We start from the raw sequence: 23,361 nt of genomic DNA, 5'->3' as shown, positions 1-23,361 counted from the left end.
TCACGCAACCTTCGTCGCGCTCAGGATGGCCTGAACGGGGATGACGTCCCGTGGAATGTCGGCGGCGTCCTTGGTGATCGCCTTCGTCACCTTGAACCCGCTCTCCTCCAGCCACTTCTGATAGGTCGACAGCTTCTGCGGGCCGCCTTGTCCCATCGCCGCGCCGATGAAGAAGGCGGGGAAGAAGTCGACGTTGTAGTTGTCGGTGTCCTTGATGTTCTCGGGGTACACCGGCACCAGGATGTTGACCTGCCCGCCCACCTCAAGCGCCTTGTTGACGCCTCCGAGGATCTTGAGTACGTCGTCCTTGTCGAACATGTCCAGGAAGTGCTTGATCAGTACGGTGTCGAAGCCCTTGGGGATCTCGTCGAAGACGTTGCCGCCGATGAAGGAGCAGTGCTCCCCCACGCCGTGAGTCCTGAAGTTCTCCAGCGCCTCGTTCTCCTTCTCCGGCAGGTCGAAGGTGGTGACCTTCAGACCCTCAGAGGCCTTGTGCCGGTAGGTGTGGATCGCTCCGAGGCCGGTGTTGCCGGCCAGGTCGAGGACCTGGGCGCCGGAGGGTATGTCGACGTTGCCGAAGAACCAGGGGTCGATGTTGGCGGTGACGGTGTCCATCAGCTTGGACCAGGCGTCCCGCAGATCCCTGTGGTCCGCCACGGCGTCGTACAAGGTGCCTTCGGCCCCGTAGAGCTCCTTGAGACCGACGATCGTGCCGCTGCGCACGCTCTCGGTGAGGTAGAACAGCTGCCGGAGCGCCGTGACCTTGATGAGGTTCATGTACGCGAGTGCTCGCCGCAGGTCGCTCTCGGCGACGTCGGCGAGTGCGTCGAGGGTGTAGGCGCCTGAGTCCTCGTCGTACGCGATGAAGCTCTCCTTGACCAGCAGGAGAAGGAGCTGTTCCACGGCGTCCGGCTTGGCGCCGACGGCCTTGCCCAGCTCGTCCGCGGTCAGACCGGGGCTCTCCCGGAGCCGGTCGACGATGCCCAGTTCGAAGCAGGACAGCAGGCTCATGAACCGCGAGGGGCCCACCATGTATTCACGGAACCGCGCGAGTGTGGCATCTGACGTCATTGCAGTGATCCCTTTCGATGTGGTTGCCCGGCCGAGCCGTTCGAGAACGTGGTCAGGGCCATGGCCAGATGTGCATGAGCTCGTCAGGTCCTGTCTTCGAGCTGCTTCTGGAACCGGCTGGACAGCTCGGTTCGCTGCACCTTCAAGGTGGCGGTCCGGGGCAGTTCGGCCTGCGGAATCTGGACGGGGTCGGCCAGCTGGGGGAAGTCGGCGACGGCCGCGCGCCAGCGGGCGCGGTCCAGTGGTGCGTCGTCGACGGTGCAGATCACGGGGATGGGTTCGGAGCCCGGGCCCTGCACCACGACCAGCTCGCTGAGCTCGTCGAGCTTGCTCAGTACGACGTCCTCGACCTCCAGGGAGCTGCGCACCCCGGGGATCATGTCGATCTCCCGGTCGAGCATGTGCAGACATCCGAGCTTGGTGCGGTAGCCGACGTCCCCGGTCCGCCACCAGTCGCCGTTGCGGTTGCTGTCGTAGCGGTCCTGCTCGGCGAAGTAGGTCTTCGCCAGGCCGTCCCACGCGACCTCGATGAAGCCGGGGCTCTTCTCGCTCGGGGGCTGCCCGCCCCGGCTCACCACCCGGATCCTCGCGGCGCCCTTCGGCATGGCCCAGCCGACGCAGCGGCCGTTCGCCTTGTGGGCGAAGTTGCGGAAGTAGGCGCGGCCGACGGCCGGGCCGACCTCGCTCTGGCCGTAGATCTGGAAGAACAGGGCCCTACGCCGGTTGGACGCCTTGAGCAGCTTGCTCATCGTCCCGGGGTGGATCGCGTCGAACGTACTGCTGAAGACCTTCACCGACCCGAACGGGGCGCGCGGGTCGTCAGCCAGTCCCTCCCACTCCATCAGGGAGTTGGGAAGCGCCTCGACGAGTGCCGGACGGTGCTTGATGAGCTGCTCGGCGACCTCGGCCGGATCCGACTCCCGCAGGAGCAGGACCGGCGACTCCCGCAGGAGCGCCAGAGATGTCGCCGCGACCATCCGCGAGTGCACGAAGGGGACGTGGATCGCGACGGTGTCCTTCTTCCGCATCAGGGAGAGGAGTCGCCACTGCGGGATGAGGCGCAGGCCCTGGGTGCGCGGAGTGTGCACCACGAGCTTGGGTATGCCGGTGGTGCCGGAGGTGTGGGTGATCACGGCGGCCTCGTCGATCGGCCGGATCACCGGCCTGACCCGCGGGGCGCCGGCGAGTTCGGCGAGCGATACGGCGCCCGGCCGCTCTCCGTTCGCGGTGATGACTCGCTGGGTGAGGTCCGCGAGCGGTATGCCGGCCAGCAGGTCGAGCTTGTGTCCGTCGGTGAGCAGGTTCGGCTGGTCCACCCGCTTGAGCAGGGCCGCGACGGTCTCGGGGTTCAGGGCGGGCGACAGCATCACGAGGACCGCGCCGATGCGGGCCGCGGCTGCGGCGAGCATCCAGATGTCGGCGTTGGCGCTCTTGTAGAGCGCGACGTGCTCGTCGGGCCGGACACCGGCCGCCCACAGCCGGGCCGCCAGGTCGTCGACGTGCTCGGCGTACTGAGTGACCGTCAGGCGCCGTCCCGCCTTGGGCAGGACGTCGAGGTCGTGATCCAGCGTGATCGGCGTCGACGCGTTCACGGCCGCTGCCATCTCGGGCAGGAGGCCGATGTGAAGCCCGCGTTTCTGTATCGATTTGTAGGCGATGGAGCCCTTCATGGGGACTTCTCCTTAGCGGTGAGCGAGGGACGCGAAGCGCCGATCAGGTGGCGCCGCAGGAACCGCGCCGGGTCAGAAGGAGTGGGGGCCGAAGCGGCCCCATGCCACAAAGCCCGCCACCAGGAGCAGGACGACGTTGACCACGATCGCCTGGGCCTCCTGCCGACGGGAGTGCGTGATGGCCGCGCCGACCATCAGCAGCACCATGCCCGCGGCGGCCGACGGCACCAGAACCGGCGCGACGTCGAGCACGGCGGGCAGGATCAGGCCCACTCCGGCCAGCACTTCGAGGGCGCCGATGGCCTTGACGCCGCGGGGGTCGAAGTCCTCGACCCAGCCGAAGCCGGCCGCGGCCAGCTTCTCCGTGGGCTGGAGCAGCTTCATGGCGCCTCCGGCCAGGCTGGCTGCGCCCAGCACGACCGCGACGATCCACAGTGCGATGTTCACGAGAGTTGTCTCCTTGTATGGACGTGCACGGCGTGAAGGTCCTCAGGCGGTGGTGGCGCGGCCGGCTTTGAGTGCTGCCGCGGTGTCCACGACGCGCCGAGCCTGGTGACGGGCTGCCGCCAAGGTCTCGTCGCTTGGCGCGCCCCGCCCCGCTACGTGTGAAGTGCCGTAGGGATTACCGGACTTGAACTGGATAGGGTCGGTGTAGCCGGGCGGCACGATGATGCCGCCCCAGTGGTAGAACGTGTTCGACAGCGCCAGGATGGTGGACTCCTGGCCGCCGTGCGGGGTGTTGCTCGCGGTGAAGGCGGAGCACACCTTGTCGGCGAGCTTCCCCTGGGCCCACAGGGGGCCGGTCGTCTCGAGGAACGCCCTCAGCTGGCTTGCCGGGTTGCCGAAACGGGTGGGGGTGCCGAGCAGCAGGGCGTCGGCCCAGCCCAGGTCGTCGAGAACGGCCTCGGCGGTGTCGGCGCTGTCCTGTATGTGCTGGGCCCAGGCCGGGTTGGCGTTGATCGCCTCCGGCGGGGCCAGTTCGCGGACCTTGCGCAGGCGCACGGTCGCGCCGGCCTTCTCCGCCCCCTCGGCGGCGGCCTTGGCCAGGGCATGAACACTGCCCGTCGCGCTGTAGTAGACGATGGCGACGTTCACGGGTTCCACGGCTGGCATCCCTTCCTTGATGGAGTTCCATGTGCGCTGCGACCGGACTCCGGGTCGACCAGGGGGACGCCGCCGGCCTGCGGGGCGCCCTCCGGTCGATGCCCGGCCCGCGCGCTGCTACCGGGCGACGACCAGCGTGGCGGGCGGTGCGGAGTGGAACGAGACGTCCTCGAAGCCGGCCTTGACGAGCCAGTCGCGGTAGTCGCTCTGCCGCCAGGTGCCGCCCTGCTTGCTCTTGAGCAGCATTTCCGAGGCGAAGATCAGCGGGAAGGCCGGACCGCTGCGGTCGTCGTCGACGACGTAGTCGCAGATCACGACGGCGCCGCCGGGCTTGAGGGCGTTGCGGAGCCTGGTGAAGACCTCCACGTTCCCCTCGGGCCCTTCCTGGTGAGCGATGTGGGAGTACAGGGCGATGTCGTACTTCGCCGTGCCGAAGTCGGTGGTGTGGAAGTCACCGTCGATGCAGGTGAACCGGTCGGCCACCCCGCGCTCGGCCAGCAGCCGGCGGGCGATCGCGTTGATCGGCTCCCAGTCGAGCTGGGTCGAGCGGGCCGCCGGGTTGGCCTCCAGCCAGATGGCCGAGTAGATCCCCGAACCGCCGCCCACGTCGAGGATGGAGACCTCGCCCGCGTCGGCGAGCCCGAGCACCTCGGCGGCGATCGTCGCGGCGGGCACCGACTGCGCGGCGATCGCCGGGACGACCTCCTCCCAGTGCGGGTTGTCGGCCACCTCGGTCGTCGGGTCCGTCACCGGGCCACCGGCGCGGACCACGTCCGGCAGGGCGACCAGGGCGCCCATGTGCTTCAGCTTGAGCTTGGCGAAACTGCTCAGGGAGGCGGGCTTGCCCTCGACGAGGTACGCGGAGGCCTCCGGTGTGTTGCGGTACCGGCCCGCGTGCAGCGCGACCAGACCCAGGCTGACGAGTCCGTCGAGGAGGGTCTGCGCGCCGCGCTCGGCGATGTCGGCGCGGGTGGCCAGCTCATCGGCCGTCTCCGCGCCGTTCTCGAGGTGGGTGAAGAGCGAGTGCGTGGCCGCGGCGCCGAGTACGCCGGTGGCCCAGTAGCCGTTGATCAGGCGCAGTACGCCGTCCGGTGCCGGCTGATTGTCCGTCATGCGACCCCTCCTGGGATCAGGGTGGACGCCGAGTGGGCCCGCAGCGAGGCGCGCAGGGCGTCCACGACCCGCTCGACCTGGTTCTCGCTGAGTTCCGCGTGCATGGGTATGGCGAGGTTGCGCTGGAAGAGATCAGCCGACACCGGGCACTTGTGCTCCGACGCGAACACGGGCTGGACGTGCGTCGCCCACGTGCCGTGACCGCAGCCGATGCCCTGAGCGCGCAGATCAGCGGCGACCGCGGCGCGGTCCACGCTCGCGTCCAGCGTGACGACGTAGGACTGCCAGGCGTGGGTACGGTCCTCGGGAACATGAGGCACCGTCAGCAGGCTTTCGTCGGCAAGGAGTTGGCCGTACTGCCCGGCGATGGTGTTGCGGCGTGCCAGCAGCTCGCCGATCCGGCCGATCTGCACCTGGAGGATGGCCGCGGCGATGTCGGAGAGCTTGAAGTTGTACCCGACTTCGGTGAACTCCGGGATCGGCAGGCCGACGACCTGGGACTGGTCGAAGATGCTCCCGATGCCGAAGGACGACCGCAGTCGCGCGTCCGCCCCGATGGCCGGGTCGGCGGCCAGCAGGGCACCGCCCTCGCCACTCGTGGCGCCCTTGCGTCCGTGGAAGGACAGACAGGCCACCTCGGCCAGCGCACCGGCCTCACGTCCCTGGTACGTGGCGCCCACCGCACAGGCGGCGTCCTCGACCAGGAACAGGCCGTGGCGATCCGCGATCGCCTGCAGCTGCGCGTAGTCCGCGGGGAGGCCGACGGTGTCCACGGCGATCACACCCACGGTCCGCGGACCGACCAAATCCGCCACCGCCTGCGGGTCCACGGTGCCGGTGTCGGGGCGCACGTCGGCGAAGACCGGGACCGCGTCGAGGTACCGCACCGCGTGGGCAGGTGCCGGGAACGTGTAGTCAGCGACGATCACTTCGTCACCGGCTTTGACGCCGAGCGCCATCAGGGCCAGGTGGAGCGCGGCCCCGCAGTTGCTCACCGCGACCGCGTCGCCCACGCCGTAGCGCTCGGCGAGCTGAGCCTCAAGCGCCTTGCCCTTCGGCCCCTGACCGGCCGGCCACCCCGAGGCGAACACCTCGGCCACTGCCGCCAGTTCGCGCTCACCGAGGCTCGCGTGCACCAGGGGGATTGCGTCCGTCGCGTTCACCGGGCCTGCCCTCCAGGCTCGGCTGTCCGGGCAGCGTGGAGAGCGGGGGGCTCGTAGCGCAGCGGCGTGATCTGACTGACGTCGTAACGCCGACGCATCTCCTCGACGGCCTCGGGATCCACCGTCGGGGCCGAGAAGATCTCCACGATCTCCTCGAAGTAGTGCTCGTGATCGGGCGAGGGGTAGCTCTGGAACAGCATGCGTGCCGGTTTGTCCGTGCCGTTCCTGAACGCGTGCGGCGTCCCCGGGGGAACGAACATGCAGCTGCCCTCGCCCGCGCGGACGACGTGGTCCCCGCCGGAGGACTCCCAGTCCTGCCAGCTCTCCTCGGTACGTTTGGTCGGCTCGAACGCCAGGAGGTCCAGCTCGCCCTCCAGAACGTAGAAGAACTCCTGGGAATGGTTGTGCACATGAGCCCCGACATCGAATCCGGGCGGTACAACCACCTCGAATATCGATATCGACGAGCCGTGCGCCTCAGTAGCCTTGAAGGTCACCTCTTGCGCCGGCGTGATCAGCTTTCGTCCCTGACCCGGCGGGACGATGAGGCCAGTCATTCGGTCACTTCCTTTTCCGTTCGAGATTCCGCTCGGAGGTGGGCGACGGTCGCTTCGCCGGCCTCAATCGATGATTCGCGACGCGTCGCCGCTGTTCCATGTGCCCAATGCCATCTCGGCAGTGATGCCGGGACCGAAGCCCGCGATCAGGCCCCTGGCTTCGAGCATCGGGGTGTCCTCTTCGAACAGCCTGAGAGCGGCGTCTAGTACGACCGCGCTCGCGATGTTCCCGTATTCGGTCAGGGTCGCCCGGCTGTGCCGGAAGACCTTGCGGTCGACGTCGAGGAACTTGGCGAGGTCGTTCAGAATGCGGGGGCCCCCGGCGTGAACGATGTAGAAGTCGAGGTTGCCCGCATCCCACTGGTGGCTCGCGGCGAACTCTCGCAGCACGGGGGCCAGCGGCTCCATGGTGCCGGGCACCCGGCGGTCGAGCTGGAAGTGGAAGCCGGTGTCCCGCACGGCGTAGGAGATCCAGTCCTCGGTGTTCGGGATGAGGTAGGCGGCGTTGCGCTCCAGCTCGATGCCGGTTCCACCGCTGCCCCGGACCACGGCGGCCGCGACCGCGTCACCGAACAGCCCGTCGGACAGCAGCGAACCGATGTCGTCCTCGTCGGGCTGATAGCACAGCGAGCACAGCTCGCACGAGACGATCAGGACGTTGGTGCCGGGGTGCGCCGTGCAGAAGTCGTGGGCCCTGTTGATCGCTGCGCCACCCGCGGCGCATCCCAACTGCGCGATGGGTATCTGCCGGGTGTCGCTCCTGAATCCCATGCGGTTGATCAGCCACGCGGTCAGCGACGGCATGAGGAATCCGGTGCACGACACGTAGATGATGGCGTCGATGTCGTTCGCCGTCACTTCGGCGTTTTCCAGGGCTTGTTCGATGACTTCGGGGCACCGCTTCTTGGATTCGATCTCGTAGATGCGGTTGCGCTCGGTCAGTCCCGGGTGCTGGAGCGTCTTCTCGATGGGCTGTACGATATGCCGCTTCAACACCCCCGTGTTCCGAATCAGGCGAAGCGCCAGAGGGAGCTGCGGCTTCCCGGCGTGGACCCTTTCAGCGAATGCGAGGGTCTCTTCCGCTGTGATGACGTATTCCGGCACTCTCACCGAGGGCTTGCAAAGCCTTGGCATATCGGAGTCCACTTTCTCTAGAGTCCGGCTTCGGACCCGTTCCGTTGTGCGGATCAGGGCACGGATGCCGGTGGAGGTGTCGCGCGGATGGACTGCCAGGTCTGGGGTGGGCACGTTGCAGCCGGCGCCGACCTGTCCAGTACGGCGGAAGTGGTGTGAGTCGACGATCGTCGGACACAGCCCCGGATCGGGGGTTCCCTGCCGAAACGGTGGGCTGTGGAGCGCGCCTGGGCGCTCATGCTTCACCGCCGCCCGGGGGAAGCATCGAAAAACAGAACAACCCCGCTGCCGTTTTCGGGCAGGGGGGAAGTGCGGAAATCGTGACACGGCAGATGCCGCCGAGCCAAGAACTCTTCGAAGTGACTTGGGTCACGTTACGCAGCGTCGCGCAGGGTTGAGCCTCTGACGTGGCCATCTACCGCACAGGCGGGCCGGGTTCGGCTCGGAGTCAGTGAACTCGCGTACAGGGGGCGGGAGTTGGAGCGTAGTGAGCCGCTCGGCCCTAGGCCTGCCGGGCCGCGGTGGCGAGCGCACGTGCCAAGTCGTGCACCCTGCCGTCACCGCCATCACCGCCATCACCGCCGTCACCGCCCGCGCCACCCGCGCCGAGTACCACCAGCGGCGCTCTGCCCCCGTGCGCCGCGACGTGCCGGGCGAGTTGGCAGGCGAGGGCTCCGGCCCCGGAGAATCCGCCCAGGACCAGGCGCCCGCCCGCGGCGAGCAGGGGCCGCAGAGCCGCCGCGGCCCCAGACATCCTGGCCGGGTCCACCCGCAGCACGGTGACCGCCTCGGGCCCCGGGAACCACCGGGCCAGCGCGGCATGGCTTCGGTCAGGTGCCCCGGGCGGTGCGATCAGGCACACGGCCCCGGCACCGGGGCGAGCCGGCTCGCGCAACCACACCAGGCGTTGGGCGTCCTGGCCCGCGGGGTGCTCGTGCAGGCGCGGTACATCGGCGCCTGCAAGGCCCCCCAGCACCTCGGCGACGGTGGTCGAGCGCTCGACGCCGTCGGGCAGTTCGCGCAGCAGCCGGGCGCTGTGGGCGAGCATCCCCCTCGCGTGGTCGTCGCGCAGCCGCCCGCGGTCGTGGACCGCGGTCAGGACGAGTCCGCCACGGCTGTCGAACCGGGCGACGACACTCATCGCGAACGCGGTGCCCCCGCCCGCCGGGTCGACGTCCGCCACATCGACGCCCTGCGCGGCGAGTTCCGTGCTCAGTCCCTTCAGAGGGCTCAGCCGGCGCTCGAAGGAGATCAGCGTTTCGGCAGGCGCCGCGTCAGCGTCGTACCCGAGCCACTGCCTGACCTGCCCGGCGGTGACCCACTCGTGCTCGGCCATGCCCAGGTACCGGTCGCGTACCGCCCGCAGCAGACCGGGCACCGTACCCGCCGGGTCCACTTCAAGGGCCATCGGCAGCGGGTTGTCGAAGGGCCCGGGGACGTACGCGATGCTCTCCATCGGGATGCCACGGCCGGACACGCTGACGTTGAAGCTCACCGGGGCCGGGCCACGGGCCGCGATGTCCGAACGGAAGAGGATCATCGCCCAGACCGCCTGCAGCGCGCTGCTCTCGGTGGCCCCCCATTGTGCCGCCCACTGCGCGAGGCGCGTCGTCTCGGTACGGGTGAGCCGCACCTGGGAGCGGCCCGTGCCGTGCCGGCCGGTGACGGTGCCGGGACGGGCGCGGGGCAGGCCTGCGGCCAGGTCGCCGCCCGTGCGGGTCCAGAAGTCCCGGGCCGGTGCCGGGTCTTGTGCGTCCAGCCAGCGTCGGTAGTCCCGCAGGTCGGGGCGGCGCTCGCCGCCGCGTGAGGGTGCCTCGGCGAGATAGCCGCGGTAGAACTCCCGCGCCAGCAGGCCCACGCTCGCGCTGTCGAGCAGGCCACGGTGGTAGGTGAGTACGACGTCTGTGGGCGGGACTTGGCCTGGGGGTGCCTGCTGCGGTGCCCCGTCCAGGAGGGCGAATCGAAGCAGCCCGGGCCGGCTCAGGTCGAAGCCGCGCGCCCGCTCCTGTTCCATGAGGGCCTGTCGGGTGAGGGTGCCGTATGCGTGGCGTACGACGTCGGGGTGAGCACGGGCATGCAGGGCGACCCGGGGCTGGGGGTCCCAGGCGAACGCCGCGCGCAGCACCGCCTCGTGGTCGAAGACGCGTCGCCACGCGGCGGTGAACCGGGCGGTGTCCAGCGGGCCGTGCCACCGCCAGGAGAGCTGCCCGACCTGCTGGTGAGGGCGGTGCGCGGCGCCGGTGAGGAGCTCCCGCTGGAGAGGGGTGAGTGCCAGCGGCTCCGGCAGGTCCGTGACCGACCACCGCCGGGCGAGCCCACCGGCCGGCCCGGGTGCGCAGGCGGCGGCGGTGAGCATGTCGGCGAGGACGCCGACAGGGTAGGGCGCCGCGAGTTCGAGGGAATGGCGACCGGGGCCGTGCCTCTCGATCCGGGGGTGCACCTCGCGCAGCTCGGGCCGGTCGACGGCGACGCGGGCGAGGGCGGCGTCGAGGAGCAACGGGTCGAGCGGGCCGTGCAGTTCGAGAGTGGTCGGGTCCCCCTGCTCGGCGCCGTGGAGGGCGAGCACCGCGGTCACCGAACCGGTCACGTCGCGTGTGACGGTCATCGTCTCTTCGGGGCCCATGCCCTCGCGCGGGACGAAGGCGCGGACCCCACCCCCTCTCCTGCGGGTGCGGCGGTCTCACGACGGCCTGCCGGGAGCGGGCCGGTGGGGATGTCCCATGCAAGAGGCAGCCACCGGAGCCTTGCTCGAAGGATCGCGGGCGGCCGATCGAGTGGCGGCCCTCTCACAAGTCGTTCCCGGGCGCGCATGGGCCAGCTGTCGAGGACGGCTCCGGGCGTCAGAGCACGCGTACGGCCGATTCGGCGTGTTTCCGGGCCGAGTACAGCGTCTGCAGGCTTTCGTCGCCCAGCTCCTGACGCACCCGGCGGCGGGCGTCCTCGAGGGTGGCTCCCGCGCCGAGCACGTGCTCGATGTCCTGCTCCCGCAGCACGACGTGGTGCTGGGACGTCACGGTGACGCCCTCCTCGTCGGAGACGACCGACCACTCGCCGCAGTGCGCCGCGAGCAGCTTCCTGGGCGTCGTCTCCTTGTGCACGATGCGTCCGGCGTGCGGGAAGCACAGCCGCACGGACGCGATGTCGTGGACGGCGCCGTCGGCCGCGTTTAGCTCCATGGCGACCTTCTGTACGCCGACTTGGGGCTCGTCCAGGCTGACCCGGCGCACGTGGGAGAGCTGTCCGGGCCAGCTCTCCACGTCGTAGAGGAAGCTGTGCACCAGCTCGGCGGGCCCTTTGACGCGTATCGACTCCTCGAACGACAGGAGCAGTTCGTCGAGCCGTGTCCAGCGCTCCGCCAGGAACCTCAGGTGCTGCAGGTCGGAGCGGTTGGTTTCGGCGACGTTCCACTCCAGCCACTCCATGTTGTCGCGACGGCCGTCCAGGGGGGTGAACTCGTGGTCCACGATCAGCCGGCAACGGTCGGGGCCAAGGGGCTGCACGGAGAACGTGCCGCCCATCGACGCCGCGGGCTCCATGATCCGGTCCTGGTGGAAGGAGAGCGAGCGCCGCGCGGAGTCCTGCACCCGGGCCGACGTCCAGGACTTGACCTGCCCGTCGGCGAGGGCCCAGACCCGCAGCCGTTCGCGGGGGCCGCAGAAGTCGAGCCGCTCCACGTACACATTCGACGGAAAGTACAACGGGCGGTGCTCGGCATCGACGAGCAATGTGTAGACGACTCCTGCGGGTGCCGCCACATCGACGGTGTGTGAAAGACGGCGTACACGCTCACCCGGCACCGGGACCACCTTCTCTCATCGGACAGGCCGCCCGACTGTGCTGGGTGCGGGGCACGCGGTCGTGCCTGGCAGACGGCGGCAGTCAGCAGAGCCTGTCCGGCGTCACTCGACCCCTGGACGCGTACGGCTCAAGTCCGGCTGGGGCCTCAGGCGGCGTAGAGGTCGAAGGTCGAGCCGCGCCGCGGTCCCGCGGCGACGTCCAGCTTGGGGTCGACGGCGAGTATGGCCTGATGCAGCCGCTGTACCTGCGGCGAGGGCTCGACGCCGAGCCCCTCGATCAGCCGGATGCGCAGCTTGCGGTAGACCTCGAGAGCCGACGCTTGGCGCCCCGACCGGTACAGCGCGACCATGGCCTGCGAATGCAGCCCTTCGTGGTGGGGGTGACGTGCCGTCAGTTCTGTTAATTCCGCGATGAGTTCGGAGTGCCGTCCGAGCCGCAGATCAGCGTCGATCCGCCACTCGACGGTGCCGAGGCGGCTCTCCTCCAGGCGCATGACCTCGATCTCGAGGATCGGACCGACCCGTACGTCGACCAGCGCGGGCCCGCGCCAGAGCGCGAGCGCCTGCCGGAAGCGATCGGCCGCGGTGACGTCGTCCCCGGCGTCGCAGGCTGTCCGCCCCTCCGCGACCATGCGCTCGTACTGGTGCACATCCACGCTCTCGGCCGGTATCTGCATCAGATAGCCGCCGTGCCGAGTGGCGAGCACCTCCTTGGCGGTGTGGGGGGAATCGGGCCCCATCGCGGTACCGAGGTGCCGGCGCAGGTGAAGAATGTAGGTCTGCAAGGTGGTGAGCGCGCTCTGCGGCGGCTCGACCCCCCAGATTTCCTCCATGAGCGTGGAGACGGGCATCGCCCGTCCGGGATAGAGGGAGAGCAGGGAAAGAATCTGCCGCGGCTTACCCGCTGTCGGAACGATCGATTCCCCGTTGACCTCAGCCCTCAACGCACCCAGAACGTGAATCTTCACGAGTCTCCTCACCGGGGCTCGATATGCGGACGACGCAGAAACTACGCATCGGGGCCCGGGACTGCGGGCGAGCGCGCCGACGTATCAGAGAAGGGACTATCAGAGAAGGAAAGGTGTGATCGCTCAACGCACGGGAACGAGCCGGTCCTTGGCGGCATCGGCATCGGACTCCGCTGCCGCGGGCCCCTCGTTGGCCGCGAGAATGGACTGCTGCAGCCGACGCAGCCCTGCGGACGGCTCCAGACCGATGTCACGTACGAGCGTGGCGCGCAGCCGCTGATAGACGTCCAGGGCCTCGCTGCGTCGCCCGGAGCGGTACAGCGCGAGCATGAACTGGGCGTGCAGGCTCTCGTGCGTGCGATAGCGGTTCACCAGAATGGTCAGTTCGGCCAGCACCTCACGATGCCGCCCCAGCCGCAGGTCGGCCTCGATGCGCTGTTCAAGGGCACACAGCCGGCTCTCGTCGAGGCGCTGGATCTCCATCTCCAGCTGCGGCCCGGCCTGCACGTCCGCGAAGGCGGTGCCGAACCACAGCATCAGCGCTTCCCGCAACTGCCGTGCGGCACCGGCGAAGTCGCCCGCGTCCATGGCCCGGTATCCCATGCCCGCAAGACGCTCGAACGTGCGCACGTCGCTGTGCCCGTCGCCGCTGGACAGCAGATAGCCACCGGGCATCGTCACCAGTACGTCCTTGGCGGCGGGGCGCTCACCTTCCCCGCCATCGCCCTTCTCCAGAGCCGCGGCGATGAGTTCACGCAGCTGAAGGACGTAAGTCTGCAGTGTCGTACGGCCGCTGCGCGGCGGCGTGTCGCCCCAGAGCTCCTCCATCAGGGAGGAGACGGGCACCATCCGGTCGGCGTGCAAGGCGAGCAAGGCCAGAACCTGCCGTGGCTTGGGGGCCGTTGGCGTGATGGACGTTCCGTTCTCCCGCACCGACAACGAGCCGAGCACTTCGATGTCCACAGCGTCTCTCCCCTGTACCTGGACGGTGCCGCTGGCGGGGCGGCCCCCCTACCGCACACAGATTCAATGGGCTCCAGGGCGTCCTGTCAATACAAAACCGGATAGCTGGTTTCTATTCACGAACCAGCCACTCGGCGGCACCCGTGCACCCATGAGCGCGGCCCCAGGGGATGAACCCCTGCCCAGGGTGCCTGCGGGGAGAGGAGGGCACCCCTTTCCAGCCGCCCCCAAGCCTCCATCTGGCCCGAAAAACAGCGAAGTTGGATTGTTTCCGGGGAGTGTCGGGTGCCCGGTGGGTCTACTGCGGGGGGTTGCCGTGCTTGCGGGACGGCAGATCCGCGTGCTTGTTGCGCAGCATCTCCAGAGTGGAGGCGAGGACCCGGCGGGTCTCGGCGGGGTCGATGACGTCGTCGACCAGGCCTCGCTCGGCGGCGTAGTAGGGGTGCATCAGCTCGGCCTTGTACTCCTTGACCATCTTCTGCCGCATGGCCTCGGGGTCCTCGGCCGCCGCGATCTGCCGGCGGAAGATGACGTTGGCGGCGCCCTCGGCGCCCATCACCGCGATCTCGTTCGTCGGCCACGCATAGGTCAGGTCCGCGCCGATGGACTGGCTGTCCATGACGATGTACGCGCCGCCGTACGCCTTGCGCAGGATGAGGGAGATGCGGGGCACCGTGGCGTTGCAGTACGCGTACAGGAGCTTCGCGCCGTGCCGGATGATCCCGCCGTGCTCCTGGTCCACGCCCGGCAGGAAGCCGGGCACGTCGAGGAGCGTGATGATCGGGATGTTGAAGGCGTCGCACATCTGGACGAAGCGGGCCGCCTTCTCGGAGGCCTCGATGTCCAGGACCCCGGCCAGCGACTGCGGCTGGTTCGCCACGATGCCGACGACCCGCCCGTCGAGACGGGCCAGGGCGCAGACGATGTTGCGGGCCCAGCGCTCGTGGACCTCCAGGTAGTCGCCGTCGTCGACGAGCTCCTCGATCACCTTGGCCATGTCGTACGGGCGGTTGCCGTCCGCCGGCACCAGGTCGAGCAGGACGTCCGAGCGACGGTCCGCCGGGTCTCCCGACCGCGCGACGGGCGGATTCTCGCGGTTGTTCTGCGGAAGCATCGACAGCAGATAGCGGACCTCGGCGAGGCAGGTCTCCTCGTCCTCGTACGCGAAGTGGCAGACACCGCTCGTCTCCGCATGGACGTCGGCGCCGCCGAGCCCGTTCTGGGAGATCTCCTCGCCCGTGACCGCCTTGACCACGTCCGGGCCGGTGATGAACATCTGCGAGGTCTCGCGGACCATGAATACGAAGTCCGTCAGGGCCGGGCTGTAGGCCGCTCCCCCGGCGCACGGGCCGAGCATCACGCTGATCTGCGGGATGACGCCCGAAGCCTTGGTGTTGCGCTGGAAGATCCCGCCGTATCCGGCGAGCGCCGAGACGCCCTCCTGGATACGGGCACCGGCACCGTCGTTCAGGGACACCAGCGGGGCACCGGCCGCGATGGCCATGTCCATGATCTTGTGGATCTTCGTCGCGTGCGCCTCGCCCAGCGCGCCGCCGAAGATGCGGAAGTCATGGGCGTACACGAAGACCGTGCGCCCCTCGACCGTGCCCCAGCCGGTGATCACACCATCCGTGTACGGCTTCTTCGCCTCCAGGCCGAAACCGGTCGCCCGGTGCCGACGCAACTGCTCGACCTCCTGAAACGAACCCGCGTCCAAAAGCAGCTCGATCCGCTCACGAGCGGTCAGCTTGCCCTTGGCGTGCTGGGCCTCGGTCGCCTTCTCACTGGGCCCCGCCTCGGCGCGCGCACGGAGTGCCTCCAACTCGGCCACGCGGCCCCGCGCGCCGGCCTCCCCCGCTTCGAGCGCAGAGGGCTCCACCACCATCGTCATGACAGTCACCTTCCTGTGGGCGGCGCGGGCCGGGCCGGAGGGACCGTATGCGCCGACAACCAACCGCCTGTACGGTTTTCTTCGTGGGCGTGAGGCGTGAGAGGAGGCCGGTCAACCCGTTCGCCAGCCGCAGGACGGGTCATCTCCAGCTGTGCGGGGCCTGGTAGGCGCTGGTCCGTTCCCGTCGGCGCCAGAGGGCGACGGATCGTCCCCCGCTCTCCTCTTCCTCGGTCTCCCTTTGCCCGGCGGCCAGGGAAAGGAGGGTCACGGCGACCGCGGCCAGTTCTTCTTCAGTTGCCTGACCACGCTCGATTCTGAGCAGAGCGTCCTTGCTTTCGGCACCGTCCACGAGATCTCCCTCCCTTTACTCTCCGGATCACCGTCGGCCTCAGCACTCAACTCGGACTCGGCTTTTCCTGGAGCTCCAGGGCGGTAGACGCAGAAATCGACCAGAACGCGGTGTGCAACGTCGGAACTCCGATGTTGCACACCGGTCCCAGCGGTGAGAATCAGGAGGTTTTCGGAACTGTGCGCAGGTCAGGGCGTGATGGCAAGAAAGGGAAAGGGCGACAGTGAGCACACAGTCAGAGCAGGAAGAGAATCAGATCGACGCGGGGCTGAGTGCGGTCCTGAGTGAACGGCGTCAACTGATCAACCTCGCCTACCGACTGCTCGGATCCGTGGCCGATGCCGAGGACGTCGTGCAGGAGACGTACGTGCGCTGGTACGCCATGTCACGACAGCAGCAGGAGGAAATCGCGTCCCCCGGCGCCTGGCTGACCAAGGTCGCCGGCCGTATCTGCCTCGACCTGCTCGGCTCCGCGCGAGCCAAGCGGGAACGGTACGTGGGCGAATGGGTACCGGAGCCCCTGCCCGACCGCATGGAGTGGATCAGCGGCCGGTCGGGCAGCGCCGCCGACCCGGCCGACCGGGTCACCCTCGACGAGTCGGTCAGCATGGCCTTCCTCGTCGTGCTCGACTCGATGACCCCTGCCGAGCGCGTCGTGTTCGTCCTTCACGACGTCTTCCACTACTCGTTCGTGGAAGTGGCGGAGATCGTCGGCCGTACGCCGGCGGCGTGCCGCAAGCTGGCCTCCTCAGCCCGCCACCGCGTGCACGCGCAGCGTGCCCCAGCGACCGCGACCCCTCAACGCGCGGGCATGGTCAGGGACTTCAGGCAGGCGTGGGAGGCCCAGGACATCGAGGCCCTCATCGGCCTCCTCGACCCCGACGCCACGACGATCACCGACGGCGGCGGCGTCGTCGGCGCCCATCTCCAGCCCATCGAGGGCGGCGAGCAGGTCGCCCGCTTCTTCGTCAACGCCGCCGAGAACGCCCCCGACCTGACGATCGTGGAGTCCCACGTCAACGGCCAGCCCGGGTTGGTGCTTCAACGCGGGGGCGTCACCGTGTCCGTGTTGGCGTTCGACATGGCAGGAGATCGGATCAAGCACATCTGGGCGGTGCTCAACCCCGACAAGCTCCGGCCGTGGACAGGCTGACGAGCGACAGAGCGATGCCCTGGGCTCCGGTGTGTGGTGCCCAGGGCATCGGGGGTGCTGGTGTCCGCCGACGTCACCAGCGGGTGGGGTGCGGTGTGGGTCAGCCGAACTGGCCGGGCTGGTAGTTGCCGCCGGGCTGGCCGGTGATGACGCCGAGCCGGTTGCTGGCGTTGATCAGGGAGATGAGGCAGGTCAGCGCGGCCAGCTGCTCCTCGTCGTAGTGCTTGGCGGCATTGGTCCACACATCGTCGGGGACACCACCGGCAGCATCGGCGATCCGGGTGCCCTGCTCGGCCACCTCCAGCGCGGCCCGCTCGGCCTCGGTGAACACCGTTGCCTCACGCCACACCGCGACCAGGTTGACCCGTGCGGCATCCTCACCGGCGTGCGCCAGGTCCTTGCTGTGGATGTCCGTGCAAAAGCCACAGCCATTGATCTGACTCGCCCGCAGCAGCACCAGGTCGATCGTCGCCTTCGGCAGCAGCCCACTGTTGATGACGGCCATGCTCGCCGTGTTGATCCCCTTCATGGCCTTGCCGGCGATCTCACTGCCGAAAAGATTCAGACGAACACTCATAACGAACTCCCTAATGCGTGGTGGATACCGCTACACCCTTCCGACGACACAGCCCCCCAAAGTGTGAGGTCGGCCCGATCTGACGTCCCCGCGCAGGCACCTGAGGAGGGTCGTCCGACAGACCGGGACAGCCCCCGTGGCCGCGCGGGCACAACATCGACTCCGAGCGCCCAATAACCGCACGCCCGGTCTCGCAACAGCCAACTTCCGTTCGGAAGAAAACCACATCAGGGTGCCCTGGCGTCACTCAATGAAGTCGCACAGCGAATCTGGCTACCCGGTGTCACGGAATTCGTGCCTGAACTAAGGCGGCGACAGAACCTCTTGAAAATGAAACCGGTGAGTATGTATCTTTGCAACGCTTCTAATCGCTTCCCGGGGGGAAAAGGTTCATGAGCAGTGCGGTAGCGCCTCAGACGAAAGATCACCGGGGCCTCAGTGGAACCCGTCGTAGATCCAACCGGAACGAACCGAGTGAACTTCCCAGGCTCACCACCACCGTGCCCAAGGAATACGTGCACCGCGCTTCGCTAGCAGAGGTATTCCTCACCAGCTGTGAGAATTCGGGCGGACACATCTTCTCGCTCACCGGACAGTGGCCGCGCGCCCATACCTTCTTCAACAGCCCTGACGGTCGGAGCCACGACCACCTGCAAGCCGTCGAGACGGTCCGTCAGATCGGCCTGTATCTCGCCCACACCGAGTTCGGTGTCCCCCTCGGAAATCACTTCGTGATGCGGGACATATCCGCCACCACCTACCCCGAGCACATGGGGATAGGGCACACACCCAGTGACCTCAAGATCGAGACGATCTGGACCTCGGAGCGGCGCGACCTGCTGTCCGGCGTGAACGTCACCATCCGCCGCGGCGACCACGTAGTGGCGGTGGGCGAAGGGCATTTCACCTGCGTCTCCCCCGCCGCCTACCGCCGTCTGCGCGGCACCGCCGCCGAAGCGGCGATCGACTACCGCCCCACCGGCCAGGTGCCGGCCGACTTCGGCCGGACGCTCCCCAACGACCTGGTCCTCGCCCCGACCGACCAGCCCACCATCTGGCGGCTGAACCCCGACCCCACCCACCCCGTGATGTTCGACCACGGCGGCGATCACATCCCCGGCATGGTCCTGCTCGAGGCCGCACGTCAGGGCGCGTGCGCCCTGCTGGGACCGGGTACCACGATGGTCCCCACTCAGACGGTCAACCGCTTCCAGCGGTACGTCGAGTTCGGCACCCCTTGCTGGATCGAGGCCGTCCCCCTGCCCGTACAGCAACCGGGCATGTTCAGCGTCGTGGTGACGGGCCACCAAGACGGCCACCAGGCCTTCAGCACCGAGCTCTCCGGCTTCGTACAGCACCAAGTAGCCGTATAGCCCCAGCAGTTGAACGGATGACCCGGCGCGCGGGCGCACGCCGGCCACAGCCTCCCCCGAGTGCCGCTCGGGGGAGGCTTTCGCGTGCCCGGTCCGCTATGCCGACGGCAGCGCTTCGGCTTCACGCGTCAGCAGGGCGAGCTCGCTGTCGTCCATGGCACGCTCCCCCTGGTAGGCGATCCCGACGACGCCTCGGATCTCACCGGCCTCGTCGTGGACGGGAATCGCCACCGCGGCGCTCGCGTCCACGGCTCTGGCTCCCGGCCGTACATCACCGGTCGTGTCGGTCTTCAGGTTGCAGGTGGAAACCGCCGCGTCGCGTTCGAAGGCCAGGCCCGCCATGCCTTTGCCCTTCGGTACGACGCCCACCACCGCGACGACGGGCGGGGGGATGTTCACCGCGGCGGCGAGAACCATGTCGTCGCCCCGCCGCGCATGAACGGTGCCGGCCACCCCGCCATGTGCAGTGATCCAGCGCCGGAGCCAGGCGCCGGTCCTGTCTGCTGCTTCGTTCATGATCGGAGTGTGGCACCCAAGCGCCGACAGCCGGTCGAGCGCGGGTCGAGCAGCCCGGCGTCCGAAGCCCGGCGGCGGCGCACCGCCTCCGCGGCGAGCACCGCGAGGGCGAAGGCGACGGTGCCCGCGCCGCCCACCAGGAGCCCGGCGCGGGCGCCCGCGCGCTCGCTGAGCCACCCGATGAGGAGGGCGCCCAGGGGCGTGGTGCCCTGGAAGGCCAGCGTGTAGAGGGCCAGGACACGGCCTCGGTAGGCGGGTTCGGTGCCCAGCTGGATCCGGTGGTTGGCGGCCTGCGAGAACGAGATGGAGCCGAAGCCGGTGAGGAACAACAAGACTGCGGCAGCAGGGTAGTTGGGGGCGAGCCCGGCCAGGGCCTCCACAAGCCCGAAGCCCACAGCCGCCACGACGACCAGGCTGAACGAGGGCCGCCCACGCCGCCGCGTGTTGAGGAACGCGGCGGCCAGGGAACCCGCCGCGAGCGCCGTCGTCAGCAGCCCGAACGATGCGGCGTCCGTATGGAACACGGTCTTGGCGAGCAGCGGCAGCGTGAGCTGGAAGTTGAACGCCAGCATGCCGGTGACAGCGACGAGCAGCATCGGCAGCACCAGGTCGGGCCGGGAGGCGAGATGACGCAGACCGTCCATGACAGGCGCCCGTTCGGGCCGCTTCGCCGCTCGGTGCAGCTCGCGTGGCCGCATCATCCGAAGACCGACGACCGTACCCAGGTAGCTCGCCACGTTGAGCAGCATCACCGGCCCGGTGCCCCACCAGCCGATCAGTAGTCCGGCGAGCGCCGGGCCGACGACGCGTGCGGTGCTGAAGTAGGCGGCGCTCAGGGCGGACGCGTTCGGCAGCAGATCGGTGCCGACGAGTTCGCTGACGAAGGACATCCGTGTGGGTACCTCGACGGCGTTGACGGTGCCGAGACCGAGAGCGAACAGGAACACGTGCCACAGGCCCACCTGCCCGGTGAGCACGAGCAGGGCAAGCAGGAGGGCCAGGGCAGCCGAGATGAGGTTGCAGACGATCAGCAGGCGTCGCTTGTCGTACCGGTCCGCGAGCCCGCCGGCGTGCAGAGTGAGCAGCAGCATCGGGGCGAACTGGAGGGCGGTGACGATACCGAGGGCGGTGCCGGAGTCGCCGGTCAGGGAGAGCACCAGCCAGTCCTGGGCGACGACCATCATCCACGTGCCGGCGACGGACACCAGCTGACCACCGGCGAAGAGGCGGAAGTTGCGCACGGACAGCGCGGCGAACGTCCGGCGAGCGGGCGGCGTGTGCTTGGCGCGGGGGCTGGCCCCGGGGGCGGAGGTCATCGCGGCTCTGGGCCTTCGGTCGGGGGCGGTGGACGCAGTGCATCGCACCCCGGTCGAGCGGCGGCGGAGTCTCCTTCTCGGCTGCCCCGCGACTTCTCGGCTGTCCCGCAACCGAGTTCACCGGCCCCCTGTGGCGTGGCGTCGCCGGCCCCACGTCCTACAGCGGCAGCGTGATCCCGAGCTCCCGCATCGCCGAGGACGGCGGCCCGCCCTCCGACCGCTCCGTCTTGTACCCCTTGGTGCCGGGGGCGAGGGTGCGGGGGTCGACGGCCTCGGCAGGGGCCCCGGTCGCGTACAGACCGCTCGGATCGGTGTCACGGTCGTGCGGAAGGAGCCAGAAGACCCGGCGGCGGAAAGTACCCGACGAGCGGGACGCCTTGGCGCCGGGGCCGAGCACCGCGTACCCGACCATGCGGCCGTCGCGGTGGTAGGCCGGCTTGCCCTTGCGGGTCGGCAGCCGGTCGAGGTTCTGACGGACGTAGTCCAGCGCGGTGGAGTCTTCGAGCCAGACGATATCCGTCTCCTCACGGATCTCATCCTGGTCGATGAGCGCGCTCATTCTGTCCTACCTTCTCGTGCCCTGTCCGACGCCGCCTGGTGGAGTTCATGGGCCGGATACCCATCAGGATGCAAAAGTATGGCAATCGGTGCCACGGGCGGCCGGCTGTCCTGGCTCGATACCGTCATCAGGCATCCTCCTCCTCGGCAAGCAGTCCGATGCCCGGGTAGTGCTTGCGCTGGTTCGACAGGATCATCTGCTTGGGCGACGCGAGCCCGACCGTCTCGCGCACACGAGCCGCGAAGGAGCGGGACGTCATCGCCGGCACGCCCTCGTGGTGGCACCACGCCTTGTACGCCGCGTACAGCTGTGCCTGTTCTGCCCGTTGATCCGGGTGAAGCACACAGCTCTCGCCGAGGAAACGGCCGATGTGGTCCTCGGTCTCCGCGTACGCACTGGTGGCGATGCGCACGCGCTCGGGCCCGGTGAGGTCCTTGTCGCCGGCGAGGTAGCGGCGTGCGCCTTCGATCAGCCAGTTGAGGATGCCGGGGCCTTCCTCGGTGACGAGGATGTCGGCGAGATTGTCGATCTTCCGGTCGTCGGAGACTGTCCGCTCGAACGGGATGAGCCGCATGCGGCGCCAGAACGCGAAGCCCCCGGTGCCCACTTCGGGCCGGTGATTTCCGAGCAGCCACAGCTTGTGGGTCGGGGCGAAGCTGAAGAAGTCCTGCCGCATCCGGCGGGCCTTGATCCGGTCGCCGCCGGTGAGAAGCTTCACCCGCGCCTCGTCGAACTTGTCCCCCGGCTTGACCTCGGAGCACACGATGACCCGGCGGCCGTGCAGCTCGGCCAGATCGGTGGGGTGCCCCTCGAAGGGACGGGCCATCAGGAAACCGGGCGGAGCGGCATCCGCGTAATCACCCAGCAGCTTCATCAGGACGTCCAGGAGGACGGACTTGCCGTTCTTGCCGACGCCGAACAAGAACGGCATGACCTGGCCACCGACATCACCGGTGACCGAATAGCCGAGCAGCAGCTGCAGGAAGCCGATCATCTCGGTGCCCTCGTCGTCGTCCCCGAAGGTGTCGGCGAGGAACCGGTTCCAGCGCGGGGTCGGCATCGGGCGGGGGCCGACCGCGGTCGAGCGCGAGTGGAAGTCCTTGTTGGAGTCCGGGGTGCGCGCGAGCCCGGTGCGCAGATCCACGATGCCCGTGGGGGTGCACAGGACGTAGGGGTCGGCGTCCAGGAGTGCCGCGTTGAGCACCATGCCCGGCGCGGACTTGGCCTGGCTGAGCATCGCGTTCATGCCGGAGGTGCTCAGCGCCCGCCTGCGGTGCTGCTGCAGCGCCGTGGTGGTGTGCGTGCCGCGCGGGTCGTTCACGGCGATGGCCTCGGCGAGGTCGCCTGCCGCCCAGATCACGGTGTCGTCCTCGTCGATCTGCCAGCGCGTGCTGTCCCAGCGGTACCAGCCAAGGCCGGGCACATGCCGGTAGTCGGCGGCGTAGAGCTTCACGAAGAGCTTGGCGTTGCCACGATCGGTGAGGCTGTCCGGGAGCAGTCCGTCAGGCGTGGCGACGCTTTCCGGTAACGCCGTGGCCACATCCGCGTCGAAGTCGACCAGTACGTTGCTCCGGTCCGGCCTCGGCGTCATCAGCGGCCCCCGGGGCTCTGCTGTGAGTCGCTGCACGGAAACCGCAGATCAGCACACACCTAGCCCCCCATCAGCGACCGAAGCGACTCAACGACCGACATAGATTAGCGAAGTCCTGGCCGCCGGGGGGCGCCTAAGGCCAAAGCTTGTGCCGCATCACTGACGAGTACGCGCACGCGCCGGCACGCACAAATGCCTTGTCATACCCAGAAGTTGAGTCGCTTCAGTCGCTGTTCTCCGAGCAAATACCCTCTGAACTGCGGTTCTTTCGAGCTGCGCGCAGGTAATGAAGCAGCTCCAGTCGCTGTCTCTCAGTCGCTTTCGTCTCCACCGCTTCTTGAGCGGATCTCAGTCCGGCCTGGACAGCGACTGAAGCGACCCAGAACCATAGTCCCCCAACGGGCTGCCAGATGGGGGGTGTTGTGCCCCGTACCCGCATCGCGGGAGACCGGGGGCCCGCCTTCGGAACGCGTCCAGCGCCCGCCCGGACGGCACC

The 23,361-nt window shown here is 68.8% G+C and carries 21 protein-coding genes; 2 read left to right on the top strand and 19 right to left on the bottom strand.

Annotated features, from left to right (window positions below; all coding sequences use genetic code 11):
• From E5671_RS01875 to E5671_RS01810, 14 genes are all read right to left on the bottom strand, one after another.
• Window positions 1-1,071, bottom strand: coding sequence for an acetylserotonin O-methyltransferase (locus tag E5671_RS01875; RefSeq protein WP_237329995.1), 1,071 nt, complete (start codon window positions 1,069-1,071; stop codon window positions 1-3).
• Between the two features lie 83 nt (window positions 1,072-1,154).
• Complete coding sequence (locus tag E5671_RS01870) at window positions 1,155-2,741, bottom strand: class I adenylate-forming enzyme family protein (RefSeq protein WP_160502079.1); 1,587 nt, start codon at window positions 2,739-2,741, stop codon at window positions 1,155-1,157.
• Window positions 2,742-2,813: 72 nt separating this feature from the next.
• Window positions 2,814-3,188: a DoxX family protein gene (locus E5671_RS01865; RefSeq protein ID WP_160502078.1), complete on the bottom strand. Its 375-nt coding sequence runs from the start codon at window positions 3,186-3,188 to the stop codon at window positions 2,814-2,816.
• A gap of 42 nt (window positions 3,189-3,230) precedes the next feature.
• The gene (gene wrbA / locus E5671_RS01860; protein WP_202120931.1) at window positions 3,231-3,854 is read right to left on the bottom strand and encodes an NAD(P)H:quinone oxidoreductase; all 624 of its coding nucleotides are present in this window, start codon (window positions 3,852-3,854) and stop codon (window positions 3,231-3,233) included.
• Between the two features lie 108 nt (window positions 3,855-3,962).
• Window positions 3,963-4,958: a methyltransferase gene (locus E5671_RS01855; protein ID WP_160502076.1), complete on the bottom strand. Its 996-nt coding sequence runs from the start codon at window positions 4,956-4,958 to the stop codon at window positions 3,963-3,965.
• Complete coding sequence (locus E5671_RS01850) at window positions 4,955-6,121, bottom strand: aminotransferase class I/II-fold pyridoxal phosphate-dependent enzyme (protein ID WP_160502075.1); 1,167 nt, start codon at window positions 6,119-6,121, stop codon at window positions 4,955-4,957. Before E5671_RS01850 ends, E5671_RS01855 begins: the two co-directional genes overlap by 4 nt.
• Window positions 6,118-6,678 carry a cupin domain-containing protein gene (locus E5671_RS01845; protein WP_160502074.1) on the bottom strand — a complete coding sequence of 187 codons (561 nt, stop codon included), beginning with the start codon at window positions 6,676-6,678 and terminating at the stop codon, window positions 6,118-6,120. Before E5671_RS01845 ends, E5671_RS01850 begins: the two co-directional genes overlap by 4 nt.
• Window positions 6,679-6,741: 63 nt before the next feature.
• Window positions 6,742-7,812, bottom strand: a complete 1,071-nt coding sequence (locus tag E5671_RS01840) for a type III polyketide synthase (protein WP_160502233.1) — start codon at window positions 7,810-7,812, stop codon at window positions 6,742-6,744.
• A gap of 502 nt (window positions 7,813-8,314) precedes the next feature.
• A complete protein-coding gene (locus E5671_RS01835) occupies window positions 8,315-10,417 on the bottom strand; it encodes a condensation domain-containing protein (RefSeq protein ID WP_160502073.1) in 2,103 nt (700 codons plus the stop codon).
• A gap of 235 nt (window positions 10,418-10,652) precedes the next feature.
• A complete protein-coding gene (locus E5671_RS01830; RefSeq protein WP_160502072.1) occupies window positions 10,653-11,609 on the bottom strand; it encodes an SRPBCC family protein in 957 nt (318 codons plus the stop codon).
• A gap of 146 nt (window positions 11,610-11,755) precedes the next feature.
• Entirely contained in the window at window positions 11,756-12,577 is an 822-nt protein-coding gene (locus E5671_RS01825; RefSeq protein WP_160502071.1) for a BTAD domain-containing putative transcriptional regulator, read from the bottom strand.
• A gap of 123 nt (window positions 12,578-12,700) precedes the next feature.
• Window positions 12,701-13,540, bottom strand: a complete 840-nt coding sequence (locus E5671_RS01820) for a BTAD domain-containing putative transcriptional regulator (RefSeq protein ID WP_160502070.1) — start codon at window positions 13,538-13,540, stop codon at window positions 12,701-12,703.
• 298 nt (window positions 13,541-13,838) lie between these two features.
• Window positions 13,839-15,431 (bottom strand): acyl-CoA carboxylase subunit beta, encoded by a 1,593-nt coding sequence (locus E5671_RS01815; RefSeq protein WP_160502069.1) that lies wholly within the window; start codon window positions 15,429-15,431, stop codon window positions 13,839-13,841.
• Window positions 15,432-15,570: 139 nt separating this feature from the next.
• Window positions 15,571-15,780: an acyl-CoA carboxylase epsilon subunit gene (locus E5671_RS01810; RefSeq protein WP_160502068.1), complete on the bottom strand. Its 210-nt coding sequence runs from the start codon at window positions 15,778-15,780 to the stop codon at window positions 15,571-15,573.
• A 223-nt stretch (window positions 15,781-16,003) separates the two neighbouring features.
• On the opposite strand from E5671_RS01810, the gene sigJ reads away from it, so the two are divergent.
• Window positions 16,004-16,933, top strand: coding sequence for an RNA polymerase sigma factor SigJ (gene sigJ, locus E5671_RS01805; RefSeq protein WP_160502067.1), 930 nt, complete (start codon window positions 16,004-16,006; stop codon window positions 16,931-16,933).
• Window positions 16,934-17,033: 100 nt separating this feature from the next.
• Here the strand turns inward: sigJ and E5671_RS01800 are convergent, their stop codons facing one another.
• The gene (locus E5671_RS01800; protein WP_160502066.1) at window positions 17,034-17,510 is read right to left on the bottom strand and encodes a carboxymuconolactone decarboxylase family protein; all 477 of its coding nucleotides are present in this window, start codon (window positions 17,508-17,510) and stop codon (window positions 17,034-17,036) included.
• Between the two features lie 500 nt (window positions 17,511-18,010).
• Between E5671_RS01800 and E5671_RS01795 the strand changes: the two genes are divergently transcribed.
• Window positions 18,011-18,883, top strand: a complete 873-nt coding sequence (locus E5671_RS01795) for a ScbA/BarX family gamma-butyrolactone biosynthesis protein (RefSeq protein ID WP_336605626.1) — start codon at window positions 18,011-18,013, stop codon at window positions 18,881-18,883.
• Between the two features lie 96 nt (window positions 18,884-18,979).
• Here E5671_RS01795 and E5671_RS01790 read toward each other — a convergent pair whose 3' ends face one another.
• The 4 genes from E5671_RS01790 to E5671_RS01775 all read right to left on the bottom strand — a co-directional run bounded on the left by E5671_RS01790 (window position 18,980) and on the right by E5671_RS01775 (window position 22,865).
• On the bottom strand, window positions 18,980-19,399 hold the full coding sequence (locus E5671_RS01790) for a GAF domain-containing protein (RefSeq protein ID WP_160502064.1): 420 nt from the start codon (window positions 19,397-19,399) through the stop codon (window positions 18,980-18,982).
• A complete protein-coding gene (locus E5671_RS01785; RefSeq protein ID WP_160502063.1) occupies window positions 19,396-20,715 on the bottom strand; it encodes an MFS transporter in 1,320 nt (439 codons plus the stop codon). Before E5671_RS01785 ends, E5671_RS01790 begins: the two co-directional genes overlap by 4 nt.
• A gap of 157 nt (window positions 20,716-20,872) precedes the next feature.
• Window positions 20,873-21,274 carry a DUF6009 family protein gene (locus E5671_RS01780; RefSeq protein WP_160502062.1) on the bottom strand — a complete coding sequence of 134 codons (402 nt, stop codon included), beginning with the start codon at window positions 21,272-21,274 and terminating at the stop codon, window positions 20,873-20,875.
• Window positions 21,275-21,401: 127 nt separating this feature from the next.
• Entirely contained in the window at window positions 21,402-22,865 is a 1,464-nt protein-coding gene (locus E5671_RS01775; protein ID WP_160502061.1) for a DNA primase family protein, read from the bottom strand.
• Between the last annotated feature and the right edge of the window lie 496 nt (window positions 22,866-23,361).

It is taken from the genome of Streptomyces sp. BA2 (assembly GCF_009769735.1).
Taxonomy (GTDB): Bacteria; Actinomycetota; Actinomycetes; order Streptomycetales; family Streptomycetaceae; genus Streptomyces.
Note: the sequence above shows the minus strand (reverse complement) of the source record. Positions and strands in the feature narration are given on the sequence as shown.

What these genes read in the sequence shown, in the direction of transcription:
- E5671_RS01875 (WP_237329995.1), bottom strand. Translation starts at nt 1,071, where the DNA reads ATGACGTCAGATGCCACACTCGCGCGGTTCCGTGAATACATGGTGGGC.
- E5671_RS01870 (WP_160502079.1), bottom strand. Translation starts at nt 2,741, where the DNA reads ATGAAGGGCTCCATCGCCTACAAATCGATACAGAAACGCGGGCTTCAC.
- wrbA (WP_202120931.1), bottom strand. Translation starts at nt 3,854, where the DNA reads ATGCCAGCCGTGGAACCCGTGAACGTCGCCATCGTCTACTACAGCGCG.
- E5671_RS01855 (WP_160502076.1), bottom strand. Translation starts at nt 4,958, where the DNA reads ATGACGGACAATCAGCCGGCACCGGACGGCGTACTGCGCCTGATCAAC.
- E5671_RS01845 (WP_160502074.1), bottom strand. Translation starts at nt 6,678, where the DNA reads ATGACTGGCCTCATCGTCCCGCCGGGTCAGGGACGAAAGCTGATCACG.
- E5671_RS01840 (WP_160502233.1), bottom strand. Translation starts at nt 7,812, where the DNA reads ATGCCAAGGCTTTGCAAGCCCTCGGTGAGAGTGCCGGAATACGTCATC.
- E5671_RS01835 (WP_160502073.1), bottom strand. Translation starts at nt 10,417, where the DNA reads ATGACCGTCACACGCGACGTGACCGGTTCGGTGACCGCGGTGCTCGCC.
- E5671_RS01815 (WP_160502069.1), bottom strand. Translation starts at nt 15,431, where the DNA reads ATGACGATGGTGGTGGAGCCCTCTGCGCTCGAAGCGGGGGAGGCCGGC.
- E5671_RS01800 (WP_160502066.1), bottom strand. Translation starts at nt 17,510, where the DNA reads ATGAGTGTTCGTCTGAATCTTTTCGGCAGTGAGATCGCCGGCAAGGCC.
- E5671_RS01790 (WP_160502064.1), bottom strand. Translation starts at nt 19,399, where the DNA reads ATGAACGAAGCAGCAGACAGGACCGGCGCCTGGCTCCGGCGCTGGATC.
- E5671_RS01785 (WP_160502063.1), bottom strand. Translation starts at nt 20,715, where the DNA reads ATGACCTCCGCCCCCGGGGCCAGCCCCCGCGCCAAGCACACGCCGCCC.
- E5671_RS01780 (WP_160502062.1), bottom strand. Translation starts at nt 21,274, where the DNA reads ATGAGCGCGCTCATCGACCAGGATGAGATCCGTGAGGAGACGGATATC.
- E5671_RS01775 (WP_160502061.1), bottom strand. Translation starts at nt 22,865, where the DNA reads ATGACGCCGAGGCCGGACCGGAGCAACGTACTGGTCGACTTCGACGCG.